This is a genomic window from Streptomyces zingiberis (genome assembly GCF_012034935.1).
Classification (GTDB): Bacteria; Actinomycetota; Actinomycetes; order Streptomycetales; family Streptomycetaceae; genus Streptomyces; species Streptomyces zingiberis.
The window spans coordinates 20,729-36,615 of record NZ_JAATEN010000028.1; the positions used below are offsets into that span (position 1 = coordinate 20,729).

At 75.9% G+C, this 15,887-nt stretch carries 11 protein-coding genes; 6 read left to right on the forward strand and 5 right to left on the reverse strand.

What is annotated here, in order from left to right; translation table 11 throughout:
* The first annotated feature begins 194 nt into the window (after window positions 1–194).
* The 4 genes from HCK00_RS24840 to cseC all read left to right on the forward strand — a co-directional run bounded on the left by HCK00_RS24840 (window position 195) and on the right by cseC (window position 3,808).
* Window positions 195–749, forward strand: a complete 555-nt coding sequence (locus tag HCK00_RS24840) for a SigE family RNA polymerase sigma factor (RefSeq protein WP_168104277.1) — start codon at window positions 195–197, stop codon at window positions 747–749.
* Window positions 737–1,480 carry a hypothetical protein gene (locus HCK00_RS24845; RefSeq protein ID WP_311765476.1) on the forward strand — a complete coding sequence of 248 codons (744 nt, stop codon included), beginning with the start codon at window positions 737–739 and terminating at the stop codon, window positions 1,478–1,480. The genes HCK00_RS24840 and HCK00_RS24845 overlap by 13 nt, the downstream gene beginning before the upstream one ends.
* Window positions 1,481–1,592: 112 nt before the next feature.
* Entirely contained in the window at window positions 1,593–2,294 is a 702-nt protein-coding gene (gene cseB / locus HCK00_RS24850) for a two-component system response regulator CseB (RefSeq protein WP_168104278.1), read from the forward strand.
* An 8-nt stretch (window positions 2,295–2,302) separates the two neighbouring features.
* Window positions 2,303–3,808, forward strand: coding sequence for a two-component system sensor histidine kinase CseC (gene cseC, locus HCK00_RS24855; RefSeq protein WP_168104279.1), 1,506 nt, complete (start codon window positions 2,303–2,305; stop codon window positions 3,806–3,808).
* 386 nt (window positions 3,809–4,194) lie between these two features.
* Here the strand turns inward: cseC and HCK00_RS24860 are convergent, their stop codons facing one another.
* A complete protein-coding gene (locus tag HCK00_RS24860; protein ID WP_206320928.1) occupies window positions 4,195–6,048 on the reverse strand; it encodes an MDR family MFS transporter in 1,854 nt (617 codons plus the stop codon).
* 293 nt (window positions 6,049–6,341) lie between these two features.
* Between HCK00_RS24860 and HCK00_RS24865 the strand changes: the two genes are divergently transcribed.
* Window positions 6,342–6,932 (forward strand): TetR/AcrR family transcriptional regulator, encoded by a 591-nt coding sequence (locus HCK00_RS24865; RefSeq protein ID WP_311765477.1) that lies wholly within the window; start codon window positions 6,342–6,344, stop codon window positions 6,930–6,932.
* 72 nt (window positions 6,933–7,004) lie between these two features.
* Here the strand turns inward: HCK00_RS24865 and HCK00_RS24870 are convergent, their stop codons facing one another.
* The 4 genes from HCK00_RS24870 to HCK00_RS24885 form a co-directional block, all read right to left on the reverse strand.
* Window positions 7,005–7,685, reverse strand: a complete 681-nt coding sequence (locus HCK00_RS24870; RefSeq protein WP_240966143.1) for a M23 family metallopeptidase — start codon at window positions 7,683–7,685, stop codon at window positions 7,005–7,007.
* Window positions 7,686–8,299: 614 nt separating this feature from the next.
* Window positions 8,300–9,016 carry a response regulator transcription factor gene (locus HCK00_RS24875; RefSeq protein WP_311765480.1) on the reverse strand — a complete coding sequence of 239 codons (717 nt, stop codon included), beginning with the start codon at window positions 9,014–9,016 and terminating at the stop codon, window positions 8,300–8,302.
* Window positions 9,016–10,170, reverse strand: coding sequence for a sensor histidine kinase (locus HCK00_RS28590; protein ID WP_206320929.1), 1,155 nt, complete (start codon window positions 10,168–10,170; stop codon window positions 9,016–9,018). Before HCK00_RS28590 ends, HCK00_RS24875 begins: the two co-directional genes overlap by 1 nt.
* A 368-nt stretch (window positions 10,171–10,538) precedes the next feature.
* Window positions 10,539–12,149 (reverse strand): alpha/beta hydrolase, encoded by a 1,611-nt coding sequence (locus tag HCK00_RS24885; RefSeq protein ID WP_168104282.1) that lies wholly within the window; start codon window positions 12,147–12,149, stop codon window positions 10,539–10,541.
* Between the two features lie 443 nt (window positions 12,150–12,592).
* Here HCK00_RS24885 and HCK00_RS24890 point away from each other — a divergent pair, with 443 nt between their 5' ends.
* Window positions 12,593–15,847, forward strand: coding sequence for an NACHT domain-containing protein (locus tag HCK00_RS24890; protein ID WP_168104283.1), 3,255 nt, complete (start codon window positions 12,593–12,595; stop codon window positions 15,845–15,847).
* Window positions 15,848–15,887: the final 40 nt, after the last annotated feature.

Genomic DNA, 15,887 nt, shown 5'->3' on the forward strand with positions numbered 1-15,887 from the left:
GGTCGCCACCCTTCCCCTTCCGCCCGTCGTCCCATGCCCCCGCGCGCGGGGTTGTTACACAACCGATGGGTTGCCGTGCGTCCACCGCCGGACGGCTCGCGCCACTCCGTTACAGCCGCTCAGTAGCGTCGTCCGCGTGCCGGAGCGAACCGGCGGACACGGGGATTGATCGGCGGGGACGGAGGCGGTCGGCGATGGCGGAGACCGAGGTACTGGGGTTCGAGGAGTACGTACGGAGCCGGCAGGACGCCCTGCTGCGCAGCGCCCGCCGGCTGGTCCGTGACCCGGTGGACGCCCAGGACCTGCTTCAGACGGCGCTGGCGCGGACGTTCGGGCGCTGGGAGGGGATCGCCGACAAGTCGCTCGCCGACGCCTATCTGCGCCGGGTGATGCTCAACACCCGCACCGAGTGGTGGCGCGCGCGCAAGCTGGACGAGGTCCCCGTCGAGCAGCTCCCGGAGACCAGCCTGGACGACGGCGCCGAGCAGCGGGCCGACCGCGCCCTGCTGATGGAGGTGTTGCGCGTGCTGGCCCCGAAGCAGCGGAGCGTGGTGGTGCTGCGACACTGGGAACAGATGAGCACGGAGGAGACGGCCGCGGCGCTCGGTATGTCGACCGGCACCGTGAAGAGCACCCTCCACCGGGCCCTGGCCCGGATGCGCCAGGAGCTGGAGAGCCGTGAGCCGGTGGCCGTGCCGCCAGGCCGCGGCGAACGCATGGATCGGGGGCAGCCGCAGTGCGCGGCCTGAACGACGACGACCGGCCCCGGGGTTTCCCGGGCCTCCCCGGACCCGCCCGGACGCGCCCGCGCACCCGCGCCGTCCCGGCGGGTCCGCGCCGCGCCGGTGTGGTGGCCGCGGGGGCCGCCACCACCGCGCTGCTCCTGGCCGGTTGCTCCGTGACCGGCTCCGGTGTGCGCGAGGAGGGGCCGGCCCGGGTCGCGGCGTCCACGGTGGCGCCCACGCCCGCGCCGTCCTCACCGACCCCGGAGAAGGTGGACCCGGTACGGCTCATCAAGAACGACCCCTCGGTGGACCCGTCGATACGCAGGGCGCTCAGGCCGTGCGCGGCCGACGACTACCCGATCGACGTCAGCTACGGCTCGCTCACCGGCAACTCCGGTCCCGACGTCGTCATCAACGTCCTGACCTGCGAGGACTCCTTCGGTGTCGGCTCCTACGTCTACCGTGCGGAGAACCGGCCCACCCGGGGCGCCCAGACCACGGGCCCGATGTACCGCAAGATCTTCGCGGACGAGACCGGGCCGGTCTACGCCGAGATCAGCGGTGAGGAGCTGGAGGTCACCAAGCAGATCTACGCGGAGGGCGACCGGGTCTGCTGCCCCTCCGGCGAGGAGGTCGTCACCTACCGGTGGCGGAGCGGGGACTTCGTCGAACGCGGGCGCATCCACAACGACTACAGCAAGTCGGCGGGCGGCGGTGTCGCCCAGGACAGCCCGGCGCCGCGGCCGGCGGAGTGAGACCGGCCGGCGGCCGGGGGGCCGGGCAATGGACCGGGGGCCCGGGCGGTGGACGGGGCGAGACGGCGCCGGCGCGGGCCGGCGGAGAACGGACGAGTGAGGACGGCGGACGATGGCGGCCACCCATGTGCTCTTCGTCGAGGACGACGACGTCATCCGGGAGGCGACCCAACTCGCCCTGGAGCGCGCCGGCCTGGCGGTGACGGCGGCACCGGACGGGCTGACGGGGCTGGAGCTGTTCCGCGGCGACCGGCCCGACATCGCGCTGCTCGACGTCATGGTGCCGGGCCTGGACGGGGTCAGCCTCTGCCGGCGCATCCGGGACGAGTCGACCGTGCCGGTGATCATGCTGTCGGCGCGGGCCGACTCCATCGACGTGGTGCTCGGCCTGGAGGCCGGCGCCGACGACTACGTGACCAAGCCGTTCGACAGCGCCGTGCTCGTCGCGCGGATCCGCGCGGTGCTGCGCCGCTTCGGCCACGCCGGCGGCCCGGAGGGCGGGGGCGCGCGGGAGGCGGGAGCGGGCGGCGAGCCGCTGCGCTTCGGCGATCTGGAGATCGACCGGGACGGCATGGAGGTGCGCCGCTCCGGCGAGCGCGTCGCCCTGACCCCGACGGAGATGCGGCTGCTGCTGGAGTTCTCCGCCGCGCCGGGCACGGTGCTCTCCCGCGACCGGCTGCTGGAGCGCGTCTGGGACTACGACTGGGGCGGTGACACCCGCGTCGTGGACGTCCATGTGCAGCGGCTCCGTACGAAGATCGGCCAGGACCGCATCGACACGGTGCGCGGCTTCGGCTACAAGCTGCGGGGCTGACGCCCGCCGTGCCCGCGCCCACCCCGTCCCCCGGCCCCGGCGCCGGACCCGGCCCGGAAGCCCGGCGAGGCCCCGGACCCGCCGGATCGACGCCCCCGCCCGGGGCCGCCCCGGGCGGTGCCACCGGCGCGGCCGACCCGCCCGCCGGCGCGGAAGGCCGTCCGCCCGGGCGTCCGGGCCGGCTCCGGCGCCGGCTCTCCGGCGCGCGCCGGGCCGACCGCGCCGGGCTGCGGCTGCGCATCGGCCTCCGCTGGAAGCTCAGCGCCGCGATCGCCCTGGTGGGGGCGTTGGTGGCGGTGGCGCTCTCGCTGGTCGTCCACAACGCCGCCCGGGTCTCCCTGCTCGACGGGAGCCGCGACATCCAGGACGAGCGGGTGAAGTTCGCCCAGCGCATCTACGAGTCCACCGGGCGGCTCAACTTCGACGCACAGATCGACGACCCCGCGCTGCCCCCGGAGCTCCGCGAAGCCGTCCGCGGCGGACTGCGGGCCACGTACCTGGAGGACACCGGCGACGGCCCGCCGGAGGTGTGGGCCGCCGTCCCGCTGGCCGACGGGCGGGTGCTCTCCATCCACACCCGCTTCGACGACCGCTACACCGTGCTGGGCGATCTGGACCGGGCCCTGCTCATCGGCTCCCTCGGCGTGGTGGGCGGCGGCTGCCTGCTGGGGGTGCTCGTGGGCGGTCAGCTCTCCCAGCGGCTGCGGCGGGCCGCGGCGGCGGCGACCGAGGTCGCCGAGGGGGACACCGGCGCCCGGGTCCGGGAGGCGATCGGCGGGATCGCCGCCGACGAGACGGACGACCTGGCGCGGGCGGTCGACGCCATGGCGGACGCGCTCCAGCAGCGGCTGGAGGCCGAGCGGCGGGTGACGGCCGACATCGCGCACGAGCTGCGCACCCCGGTGACCGGTCTGGTGACGGCCGCGGAGCTGCTGCCCCCGGGCCGCCCGTCGGAGCTGGTCAGGGACCGCGCGCAGGCGCTGCGGACGCTGGTGGAGGACGTCCTGGAGGTGGCCCGGCTGGACAGCGCCACCGAGCGGCCCGACCTTCAGGAGGTCGCCCTGGGCGAGTTCGTCGCCCGCCGGGTGCGGGTCCTCGCCCCCGAGGCGGAGGTGGAGATCGTCCGGGGCACGCGGGTGCGGACCGACCCCCGGCGGCTGGAACGGGTGCTCGGCAACCTCCTGGCCAACGCCGCCAAACACGGCAGGCCGCCGGTCCGGGTGACTGTGGAGGGCCGCGTGCTGCGGGTGCGCGACCACGGGCCGGGGTTCCCGCCGGAGCTGCTGGCGGAGGGGCCGAGCCGGTTCCGCACCGGCAGCGCGGACCGCTCCGGGCGCGGGCACGGCCTCGGCCTGACCATCGCCGCCGGGCAGGCACGCATCCTCGGCGCGGCGCTCACCTTCCGCAACGCGCCCGGGGGCGGGGCGCTGGCCCTGCTCTGGCTGCCGGGGACGGCGCCCACCCCCGGCGGCGGCATCCCCGTGGTGACGGTGCCAACGCAGCCGCGTCGCTGACGGGAGGACCGCCGACGGCGCGCGCCTCCGCCGGCGGTGCTCCGGCCCGCGGTTCTCCCCGCGCCCGGCGCCCGGCGCCCGAAGTCCTGCCGGGAGCACCGGGCCGCGGCCGGGGGCAGCGGTGGGCGGCGCGGACGTGGTCCACACGCCCGGAACGGGCCGCACCCGGTCCGGGGGCCGGGTGCGGCCGGAGGGCCGGGACGGCCCGGGCGAGCCCTTGAGGGCCCTGAGACGAGGGACGAGCGTGCCCCGCGCCCATCACGGCGGGACGGTCCCCGCGGGGACGGCGAGCGGCACGCACGGGACACCTCGGGCCCTCCCGCCCGGCTCGCCGACCGCCCACCGGTCCGGTGGGCCGGCGACGGCCCGCGCCGGCCCACCGGGGCTCAGCCCGGCCGGCCGGCCGGCTCCTTCGGCGCCGCGGGACCGCCGCCCCCGGCGGCGCCGTCCGGCCCCGCGGCCGTACCGGCGTTCCCCGGCTCCGCCGACGCCTCGCCCGGGCCCGTCTCACCGTCCGTGCCGCCGGTCACCGCCGCGGATCCGGGCGGCGCCGCCACCGCGGCCGCGGCCGTCCCGGCGTTCCCCGGCTCCTCCGACGCCTCGCCGGGGCCCTCGCCCCGCAGGGGCACCTCGTGCACGAACCAGGCCGCCACGAAGGCGACCACGGCCACGCACGCGGCGATCAGGAAGACGATGTGCGTACCGGCGGAGACGGCGGACTGGTACGCCTCCCGGGCGGCGGCCGGCAGCTCGGCCAGGCTCGCCGCGTCGAGCTGCGCCGCGCCCTCGGAGAAGGAGGGGGCACCGGGCCCGCCGCGCCCGGCCATGGCATCCTGCACCTGCTGGGTGAAGAGGGCGCCCATGAGCGCCACCCCGAAGGAGCCGCCGACCGTGCGGAACAGGGTGGTCGTCGAGGAGGCGACACCCATGTCCCGCATCTCGACGCTGTTCTGCGCCACGAGCATCGTGATCTGCATGAGGAAGCCGAGCCCGGCGCCCAGGACGGCCATGTAGCAGCCCGAGACGAGCCGGCTGGTGCCGGTGTCCATCGTGGAGAGCAGGAACAGCCCGGTGACGATCAGCGCCCCGCCGGCGATGGGGAAGGTCTTGTACCGGCCGGTGCGGGTGGTGGCCCGGCCCGCGAAGAGCGAGACGAGCATCATGGAGAGCAGCATCGGCAGCAGGAGCAGCCCGGAGTTGGTGGCCGACGCGCCCTGCACGGTCTGCTGGTAGAGCGGCAGGAAGGTCATCGCGCCGAACATGACGAAGCCGACCAGGAAGCCGATCAGCGTCATCAGCGAGAAGTTGCGGCTGCGGAAGATGTGCAGCGGCAGCACGGGCTCCGCGACCCGGCGTTCCACCAGCAGCAGCGCCAGGCCGGCGAGCACGGCGAGGGTGGCCAGGGAGACGATCTCCCGGGAGTCCCAGTCGTACTCGGTCCCGCCCCAGGTGGTGACGAGCACCATCGCGGTGATGGCGACGGTGAGCAGCGCGGCGCCCGCGTAGTCGATCCGGGCCTTGGACCGCTTCTTCGGCAGGTGCAGCACCGTGGAGACCATGACCAGGGCGACCGCGCCCAGCGGCAGGTTGATGTAGAAGCTCCAGCGCCAGCCGAGGGTGTCGGTGAGGGTGCCGCCGACCAGCGGGCCGCCGATCATCGCGAACGCCATGACCCCGGCCATCATCCCCTGGTACCGGCCGCGCTCCCGGGGCGGGATCAGATCGCCGATGATCGCCATCACGCCGACCATCAGCCCGCCCGCGCCCAGCCCCTGCACCCCGCGGAAGCCGATGAGCTGCCCCATGGTCTGCGCGGCACCGGAGAGCACCGAGCCGATCAGGAAGATCACGATGGAGGTGATGAAGATGCCCTTGCGGCCGTAGAGGTCGCCGAGCTTGCCCCAGATGGGGGTGGAGGCCGCGGTGGCCAGGGTGTAGGCGGTCACCACCCAGGAGAGGTGGTTGAGCCCGCCCAGCTCGCCGACGATCGTCGGCATCGCGGTGCCGATGATCATGTTGTCGAGCATGGCGAGCAGCATCGCGATCATCAGCGCGAGCAGCACCACGCGGACGCTGCGGGCGGGGCGCGCCCCGGTACCCGGCGGCGGGCTCTCCGGGGAGGCGTCCGCCGTGGGGGAGGCGAGGTCTTCCGCCCCGTCGGGCGGGGCGCCGGGCGGCGTCTTCGTCGTCCGCCCGGATCGCCCGGGGGCGGGCGCGGGCCGGCTGGTGGATCGGGTCATGGGCGTAACTCCCCCGCAGGGCATCGGTTCCGGTGGCGCGCGGCCGGTACGGCTGCGGACCTCGGGGGCCCCACCCCTCGCGGGTGTGCGAAAAGACCCCCGGCCGACTTACCTGCCGCCCGGCTAGCGCAGTATGGTGGGAAGCTAGCCCGCCAACTTGCCGGGCGTCAAGTAAATTCGGGGTCATGGCCCGGCCGCCCGGGGGCGGAGCCGCGCGCCCGGCGCGGGCACCGCCGGCCTCCGGCGCGCCCGCCCGGCCGGGGCACGCACGACAGGGGAGCAGGGGAGCCACCGTGGCCACACCGCACACGCGCCGGGGCGACACGCGCCGCCGTATCCAGGACGCCGCGCTCTCCCTCTTCGTCCAGCAGGGCTACGAGAAGACCTCACTCCGGGAGATCGCCGAGCAGCTGGACGTCACCAAGGCCGCGCTGTACTACCACTTCCGCACCAAGGAGGACATTCTCGTCTCCGTCTTCCAGGATCTGGCGCGGCCCCTGGACGACCTCATCGCCTGGGGACGGGAGCAGCCCCCGACCCTGGAGACCAGGCGGGAGCTGCTGCGCCGCTACAGCGCCGCCCTCGACGAGGCCTCCCCGGTCTTCCGTTTCGTCCAGGAGAACCAGGCGGCGGTGCGGGACCTGAGCGTCGGCGAGACCTTCAAGAAGCGGATGTTCGCCCTCTTCGAGCTGATCCGGGAGGAGGACGCGCCGCTGTCCGGGCAGGTACGGGCGATCAGCGCGCTCTTCACCATCCACGCGGGCACCTTCGCCCTGCGCGACATCGAGGGCGACCCCGAGGAGAAGCGTGCCGCCATCCTCGAGGTCGCCCTCGATCTGATCACCGCGGCCGACGGCGGCGGCACGGCCGGGCGGCCCGGCTGATCGGCCGGGCCGCCCGGTGCTCACCGCCTCAGGTCGCGGAGGACCCGCGGAGCGGAGGGATACCGCCTTCCGTCACAGCTGGACGCCGCGCTGGGCCATGAAGGCCACCGGGTTGACACCGGAACCGTAGTTCGGAGTCGTCCGGGTCTCGAAGTGCAGGTGCGGACCGGTGGAGTTACCGGTGGAGCCGACCTTGCCTATCTCCTGCCCGGTCTTCACCTGGGTGCCGGCCGGGACGGTGATCTTCGAGAGGTGGCCGTACTGGGTGAAGACGCCGTCGCCGTGCTTCACCACGATGTTGTTGCCGTAGGACCCACCCCAGCCGGCCTGGACCACGGTGCCGCCGTGCGCGCTCTTCACCGAGGTGCCGGTGGGCGCGGCGAAGTCCTGCCCGGAGTGCTTGTGCGACCAGCGGTCACCGCCGAGACCGAAGCCCGGGCCCTTGGTGTAGCTGTCCACCGGCTTCACCCAGGAAGCAGGGGTGGCAGCGGGCTTCGCGGCGGCCTTCTGCGCCGTGGCCGTCGCGCCGGCGGCCTTCTGCTGGGCACCCGCCTGGGCCTTCAGCGCGCTGACGCCGGTCGTGGACTCGGCCACCTGGGTCGCCGTGGTCTGGGGCGCGATGTCCGCGCCACCCTGCGTACCAAGCGCGACACCGGTCCCGAGCGCGGCGGTGGCTCCGGCACCGGCGGCCATCAGGGCGGCGCGACGGCTCAGGGGAGTCATGCTGGTCAGGAACTGGGCGTGCTTGAACATAAGGAGTTACCTCCTGAGTGGGGGGAGTGCGCGTTTCGCGGCAGATGTCCGCTTGCGCCCTACCTTGGTAACCCAGACCGGGGAGGGGGTTCAAGACCCCCCTCTACTAGGTCAGATAGGAACAAATCCCCCACGCGCCGACCTGGCGATCACCTCGCCACCGGCACCGGACCCGGGCCCGGGACGCCCTCACGGGGGCACGGATCGCGACCGCTCCCCCGCCCATGGGGTGGGCAAACCGCCCCATCCCGTCACGCCGCGGTGACTCCGCGTACGGACCCCCTCCGGATCCGGGCGGAACCGGCCCGTCCCCGCTCCTATCGGCGCTCGTACGTGATGCGCGCCACGTGGGACACGTCACCGGTAACAGGGGCGGAAGGGCGGTGCGGGGCTCCTCCCGAGCGGGTGCGGGGCTCCTCCCGAGGGGGTGCGGGGCTCCCCCTCCGGCCGGCTGCCCGGCCGTCTCGCGTACCGGCACCGGAGGGTGCCGGGGAACGGCGGGCCGCCGCTCAGCCGGGGGAGGTCCGGACCGCCCGGGCGGCGTCCGGCCGCGGGGCGCGGCCGGACAACCGGTCCCCGGGGGCCCGCGGGGGACGGCGGGCGCGCCGGTCCGGTCACTCCGGGGGGAGGGCCCCCGCCTCCTGCACGAGCAGGGCCACCTGCACCCGGTTGTTGAGGTCCAGCTTGGCGAGGATCGCCGACACGTGGGTCTTGACCGTGGTCAGGCCGAGGTGGTGCCGCGCGGCGATCTCCGCGTTGGTGCGCCCGGCGCCGATCTCGGCCGCGACCGTCCGCTCCCGGTCGGCGAGCACACCGAGACGGCGCCGGGCGGCGTCCCGCCGCGTGTCCTGGCCCGCCTCCGCGACCCGCGCGATGAGGCGGCGCGTCACCTCGGGCGAGAGCACCGGGCGCCCCCGCGCCGCGTGCCGGATCGCCAGGACGAGCTCGTCCGGCGGGGTGTCCTTGAGGAGGAACCCCGCCGCACCGGCCCTGAGGGCACGGAGCACGTGGGCGTCGGCGTCGAAGGTGGTGAGCACCATGACCTGCGGGGCGGACGGCCGGGCGCGCAGGGTCTCCGTGGCGGTGAGCCCGTCGGTGCCGGGCATCCGGATGTCCATCAGCACCACGTCGGGCCGGTGGCGCCGGGCCAGCTCCACCGCCTCCGCGCCATCGCCGGCCTCGGCCACCACCCGCAGGTCAGGCGCTCCGCCCAGCATCATCCTCAGCCCGAACCGGACCACGGGGTCGTCGTCGGCCACCAGCACGTCGATGACCGGCCGGGCGCCGCCCGCGTCACCGTCGGGCGCCTCACCGGCGGGCAGGGGAGGGATCACGACGGCCAGGGTAGCCGGAGCCGGACCCGCCAGCCGCCCGCGTCCGTCGGCCCGTGGTCGAGCCGCCCGGCCACCAGCCGGGCGCGCTCCCCCAGCCCGCGCAGCCCGACCGCCGAACCGCCGGGGTGCGGGGGCGGGCCCGCCGGCGCCGCGTTCACCACCTCGGCGCTCACGTGGTCCCCGGGCCGGCCGGTGATCCGCACCACCACCGGCGCGCCCGCGGCGTGCTTGCGCACATTGGTCAGCCCCTCCTGCACGAGGCGGTGGAGCGTGTGGCCCTGCGTCCCCGGGAGACTCCGCTCCCCGGTCGTCACCCCGGCCTCGTCCCGCAGCTCGACCGGCGTGCCCGCCCGGCGGGCCTCGTCGATCAGCTCCAGGATGTCCCCGGCCCCCGGCAGCGGCAGCTCGCCCACCGGGGCCCGGAGCACCCCGATCACCTCACGGAGGTCCTGGAGGGCCCGGTGCGCGTTCTCCCGGACCACCTCGGCCGCCCGCGCCCGGTCCTCGGCCGGCGCGCCCTGGGAGAAGGCGAGAGCGCCCGCATGGACGCTGAGCAGCGAGAGCCGGTGTCCGAGGACGTCGTGCATCTCCCGCGCCAGGGCGTCCCGTGCCTCCCGCTCGGCGCGCTCGGCCCGGAGCCGCGCCTCGGCCTCGGCCGCCAGCGCCCGCTCCCGCAAGGAGGCGACCAGGGCCCGGCGGTTGCGCACGGACATCCCCCACGCCACGGTGGCGAGGTGCCCCAGCCCGATGATGACGAACACCGTGAGCTGCGGGGCCGCGTCCTCGGGCCACCGCAGCTGGTACACGCCGAGCGCCGCGAGGCTGATTCCGCACACGGCGGCCGTCGCCCTGGCCGGGCGGTGCACCGCGACGGTGAACAGGGCGACGACCGCGGCCGGGGCGGCCGTCTCCGAGAACGAACTGGCCACGGCCAGGGCGACGCCGATCACGACCGGGAACCGCCGCCGCCACCCCAGCGCGAGGAGGCCGAGCGCCCCCGTGACCCAATCCGCGTACAGGGCCCAGGCGGACACCGGCACCGGGCCCTTCACCTGGTCCACCACCGTGATCAGCGCCACGACGGCGGCCACCGCGATCAGGGCGGCGTCGGCCACCCGGCCACGCACCACCTCCCGGGGTGTCCGCACCACGGTTCCCACCCCTCCGCTCACCGGTCCGTGCCTTGATGTGTGTCCCATGGTCTCAGCGGCCGATGTTCCCGGTGACCGCTCCTCCCGGTGGCCGCCGTTCCCCGTGGCCGCGAGCGGTCGGGGAACGTCCGGCAAGGGCTCCGGCGGTCCCGCCGCGCCGGATCGCGGTGGCCGGGGCGAGGACCCCGGCCAGGGCCCGGCCACCCCGCCGCTCACGGCCGGTCCCGCCCTGAGCGGGTCCGGCCGTGCGGCCCGGGCCCGTGAACGGGTGAGCCGGGCCCTCCGGGGGAGAGCCCGGCGCCCGCCGGGGGAGAGCCCGGCGCCCGCCGGGGCGGCACGGACCGCGGTCCGTGCCGCCCCGGGCCCGCCTACGCGCCGGGCGGCCGGGTGGTGGCGGGGGGTGTGTCGTCACAGACGGTGCCGTCGGCCGGCTGCCTGCCGTCGATCAGTACGGCGTCCACGGCCTTGTCGACGCACGGGCCGCTGGTGCGGTAGGAGACGTGGCCGACGCCCTCACGGGTGAGCAGGACGGCGCCCTCCAGCCGGTCCGCCATGGACTCGGCCCAGTGGTGCGGGGAGACGTTGTCCAGCCGGCCGCCGACCACCAGGATCGGCGGGGCGCCGGCGCCGGTGAGCTCCCCGGTGAAACGGTCCTCGTTCGCGACGGGCCACAGCGCGCAGTTGAGCGCGCTGTAGGCGGCCCGGCTGCCGAGCCGTTCGCCGCGTGCGGTGATCTTCTTCGCCGCGGCCCGGTGCTCGGACAGGTCGTCCAGCTCCGGCCAGTCGACGCACCGGACGCCGTTGTGCGGCTCCTGGAGGGTGGCGAACGGGGCGCCGAACGGCGCGATCGTGATCAGCGAGGCCACGAAGTGCAGGGCCCTGCCGTCGCCCCGCTCCGCGGCGAGCAGGCTCGCGGTGAGCGTGGGCCACAGCAGCCGGCTGCCCGCCGCGGCCCGCACCGCCTCCAGGGCCATCGCCCCGTCGAGCGTGCCGCCCGGCGAACCGCCCTCCGTCGGCGGCACCTTCAGCGGTTCCGCCTCCAACTCGGCGATCAGCGCGTCGAACGCGGCCTCGGGGTCACCGTCGCCGAAGGCGCACACCTGCACGCCCTCGGAGCGGCAGGTGTCGAACCAGGCGTCGAGCGTCTCCTCGTTGGACCGGGCGACCTCGTCCAGGAGCCGCAGCGGGTCGTTCTGCCACAGGCCGGTGTCGACCGGGGCGTCGATCACCATCTGGCGCACGCGGCCGGGGAACAGCGTGGCGTACATGGGGCCCACCACCGTCCCGTAGGAGGCACCGTAGAAGGTGATCTTCTCCTCGCCGAGCGCGGCACGCACCTGGTCCAGGTCCCGGGCCACGTTGTCGGTGGACAGGCTCGCCAGGAACTCGGGGCTCTGGTGGTCCAGGCAGCCCTGGGTGAAGGTGCGGGCGTCGGCGAGCAGTTCGCCGAACCGCTTCCCGCCGGGGAGGGCCGGGTCGCGGTCCTCGGCCGCCTGCTCGGCCCGCTGCTCGTCGGTGAGGCAGCGCACGGCCCCGGACTCGCCGACCCCGCGCGGGTCCACCCCGACGACGTCGAACCGGGCGACGACCTCGGGCGAGTAGGGGCCCGTGCCCTCGGCGGCGTCGATGGAGGCGACCGTCTCGGTGGCCGGCACCCCCGGGCCGCCGGGGTTGATGAACAGGCTGCCGATACGCCGGTCCGGATCGGTGGCGCGGTGCCGGGTCACGGCGAGCGGGATCCGCTCACCATCGGGGTCGGTGTACTCCAGCGGCACCTCGACGGTGGCGCAGTCCAGGCCCTTCCCGCACTCCTCCCACTCGACCGGGTCCGGGGTGGGCGCGGGCGCGGCCGGCACGGCGGCCGCCGCCGCCGTGCCGATTCCGCCGGAGCAGCCGGTCAGGGCCAGCGCGGCGGCGGCCAGCGCGACGCCGATCCGCGTGGGGGGTGACAGGCGGGTTCGTGGGGGTGAGAGTGCCATGCCGGCGACGCTAGGCGGGCCGTCCGGCCGCCGGCATCCGCCGAAGGGTCCGGACCCGCCGACGGAAGGAGGAGTGCGAGCGGTCCCTCCGCCGCCGTGCGTCCGGCCGGACCCGCCGGGCCCCGGGGAACACCGGACCGGCCCGGAGGACGCGGACCCCGGGGCCGCCGCGAAGCCCGTCGCCGCCCCCGCCCCCGCACGGCCTGGAAGAGGTGCCGGTACCGCACCTTCCGTCAGGGGCGGCGGCCCGCCGCCCGGGGCGGCGCGACGGCCCGGCCGTTCGGAGAGGGCACGGTGCCACCGGTCCGCGGCCGTCCGTGCGGTGCCGCGCCACTAGGCTGAGCCCGCCGCAAAGGGCGTCACCGCGGGGGAACATGGGCCCACGAGGTGCCGCGGCGCCCGGAGGCACGCAGGGGACGGACACGGAGACCCGGGGGGCTGGGATGGATCCCGCAGTGGCCGGCGCGCGCCTGGCGTCGAGCGTCGTCACACCGCTGATCAAGAGACTCTTCGTCCAGGAGGGCCCGGGCGCGGGCCTGACGGACCGGCCCGTCCGGCTCTCCCGGCACCTGTCCTTCACGGGCGAGAAGCGCACCCTCACCGAGGGCGATCTGCGCCGCCTCTCCGCCGAGCTGGTCCACCGCGCCGTCACGGCGGGCGAACGCCCGGTGACCGGGGACGAGGAGGGCGCGGTCACGGACGCGCTGGCCCGGACCCTGTCCGCCCTCGGCGAGCTGTCCATGACCGACGTCCAGGCCGTCGAACTGGGCCACCTGGCGCTCGCCCGGGAGCTGCGCCGCGCCTCCGGCCACCCCGAGCGGGGGCTGGGCTCCGACGCGGCCCGCCTCCACGAGCGGCTCCTGGAGACGGCCTGCCTGCACGTCCTGCACTTCTTCAGCCGGCGCTCCACGTTCGTGGCCCGCTCGGCGGTGGAGCAGGCCCGCCGCCAGGCCGAACTGATCGCCAAGACGGACGAGGTACTGGCACGCCTCCCCCGCCCGGACGGCCGCGACGCCGAGTTCGAGCGCCGCTACGCGGAGTACGTCGCGCGGAAGCACGGCACGCTGACGATCGTCGGCATCGACCTCCACCACACGGAGGCCGCCTGGCCGCTCGACACCGCCTACCTCGGCCTGGAGCTGACCGAGCGCGAGCCGGCCCGCGGCGGCGCCCCCGGCTCCCCCGGCGACCCTTTCTACGGCCTGGAAGGCACCGACGGCTGGACACCGGCCGCGGCGGAGCCGGCGCCGGTCCCGCTCCCCACCGAGCGGCTCTTCAGCGGCCGGCGGCGCGTCCTGCTGCGCGGGGCCGCCGGCTCCGGGAAGACCACCCTCATCCAGTGGCTGGCGGTCACCGCCGCGCGCCGGGAACCCCCCGCCGGCATGGCGGAGGAGCTGGGGGACCGGGTGCCGTTCGTGCTGCCGCTGCGCAGCCTCGTCCGCGCCGGCTCCCTTCCCTCCCCCGGCGCCTTCCTGGCCGCCGCGCGCAACCCGCTGCACTCCGCGCAGCCCGAGGGCTGGGCCGACCGCGTCCTCCGCGCCGACCGCGGCCTGCTGCTGATCGACGGGCTGGACGAGATCCCGGAACGGGAGCGGGAACGCGCCCGCGGCTGGCTCGCCGACCTGCTGATCGCCTACCCGGGCAACCTCTGGCTGGTCACCTCCCGCCCCTCCGCCGTCGGCGGCCACTGGCTCGCCGGCCAGGACTTCGCGGAGCTGGCCCTCGCCCCGATGAGCCGCGAGGACGTGGCCTCCTTCATCGACCGCTGGCACGCCGCTGCCCGCGCCGGCTGCCGCACCCCGGAGCACGCCGCCGGGCTGGACGGCCTCCGCACCGCCCTGCGGGCGGCCGTCCACACCCAGCGGGACCTCGGCCGGCTCGTCACCAACCCCCTGATGTGCGCCATGGTCTGCGCCCTGCACCGGGCCCGGAACGGCTATCTGCCACCCGGCCGCAAGGAGCTGTACGAGGAGGCGCTGCGCATGCTGCTCTCCCGGCGCGACCTGGAACGGGACATCCCGGTGCCGGGCGACATCCAGCTCACCGAGGAGCCGCAGATCCAGCTCCTCCAGCGGATCGCCCACTGGCTGATCCGCAACGGCCGCACGGAGCTGGCCCGCGAGCACGCGGAGCGCATGATCGGCGACGCGCTGCCCTCGGTTCCGGCCGCCGCGCGCCAGGGCGACGCCCCGCGGATCCTGCGCCATCTCCTGCTCCGCAGCGGCCTGCTGCGCGAACCGGCCGACGGCACCGTGGAGTTCGTCCACCGCACCTTCCAGGACTTCCTGGGCGCCAAGGCCGCCGTCGAGGAGTGGGACATCGGGCTGCTCGTCCGCAACGCGGCCGACGCCCAGTGGGAGGACGTCATCCGGATGTCCGTCGCCCACGCCCGCCCGCGCGAACGGGCGGAGATCCTCCGCGAGCTGACCGCCGCCGGCGACCGGGCCGGGGACCCGGCCACCCGGATGCGGCTCCACCTGCTGGCGGCGGCCTGCCTGGAACACGCGGTGGAACTGGACCCGGCGGTGCGGACGGCCGTCGAGGAACGCACCGCGGCCCTGATCCCGCCCTCCGGCCCGGAGGGCGCCCGGGAACTCGCGGCGGCCGGACCGCTCGTCCTGGAACTCCTGCCGGGCCCGGAGGAGCTGACGGACTCCGCGGCGGCCACCGTCGTCATCACCGCCAGCCACATCGAGTCCGCCGCGGCCCTGCCCTTCCTCACCCGTTTCCGCGACCACCGGAACCTGGCGGTCCGGTCCCAGCTCGCCTGGGCCTGGTCGCGGTTCGACACCCGGGACTACGCCGAGGAGGTGCTGGCCCACCTCCACCACGACGACCTGTACTTCACCGTCCAGAGCCCGGAACAGCTCACCGTGCTCGGCGAACTGGGCGGCCGGGCGCGGCTGGACGTGCGCGGGGCGCGGACGGCGGCGGCGCTGCCGGGCTACGCCACGCGGACCCGGCTGACCCATCTGATGATCCGGTTCACCGCCGGCTGGGACGTCACCGTGCTGCGGCCGCTGAAGGACCTGCGGGCGCTGTCCCTCACCGACTGCGGTGACCTGCCGGGGCTCACGGACATCGCCGGGCTGCCGCTGCGGAACCTGACGCTGTCCGCACTGCGCGTGCCCACCCTGGCACCCCTGCGCTCCCTGACCGCGCTCGAAGGGCTGGTCCTCGACCTGCCCGAAGCGGACTGGCGGCTGGACGACCTCCCGCCCGGCGCCCCGCTGACCTCCGTCGTGGCCTCCGGATCGCGCCGCCCGGAGGGCGGTCTGCGCGGCATCGGCCGCTGGCCCCGGCTGGACCGCCTGCTGCTCGGCCCGGAGAGCAGCCCCCGCGACCCGGCCGACTGGGACGGGCTGAGCGCGCTCCCCGCGTTGCGCACCCTCCATGTCGCGGACCGGTCGCTGGCCCACCGCCGGGGCGCCGCGGCCCTGCCCGGCGTCACCGATCTCGTCATCCACCGCACCGGGGGCGAGCCGGTGGACCTGTCCGCCGTCCCCGGCCACTTCCCCGGGGTCGTGTACCTCGAAGTCCGGGAACCGGCCGGGGACCGGGCACTGCCCGGGACCGACCTGTCCCCGCTCGCGGGGCTGGAGCGGCTGCGGGTGGTGCTCCTGCACCACACCGCCGTTCACGGGCTCCGGGGCGTCGGCCGGCTGCCGGACCCGGTCACCGTGGCCACCCGCCGCTGAACGCACGGGCGGGCGACGTCCGGCGGCGGGCCCGTGTGCC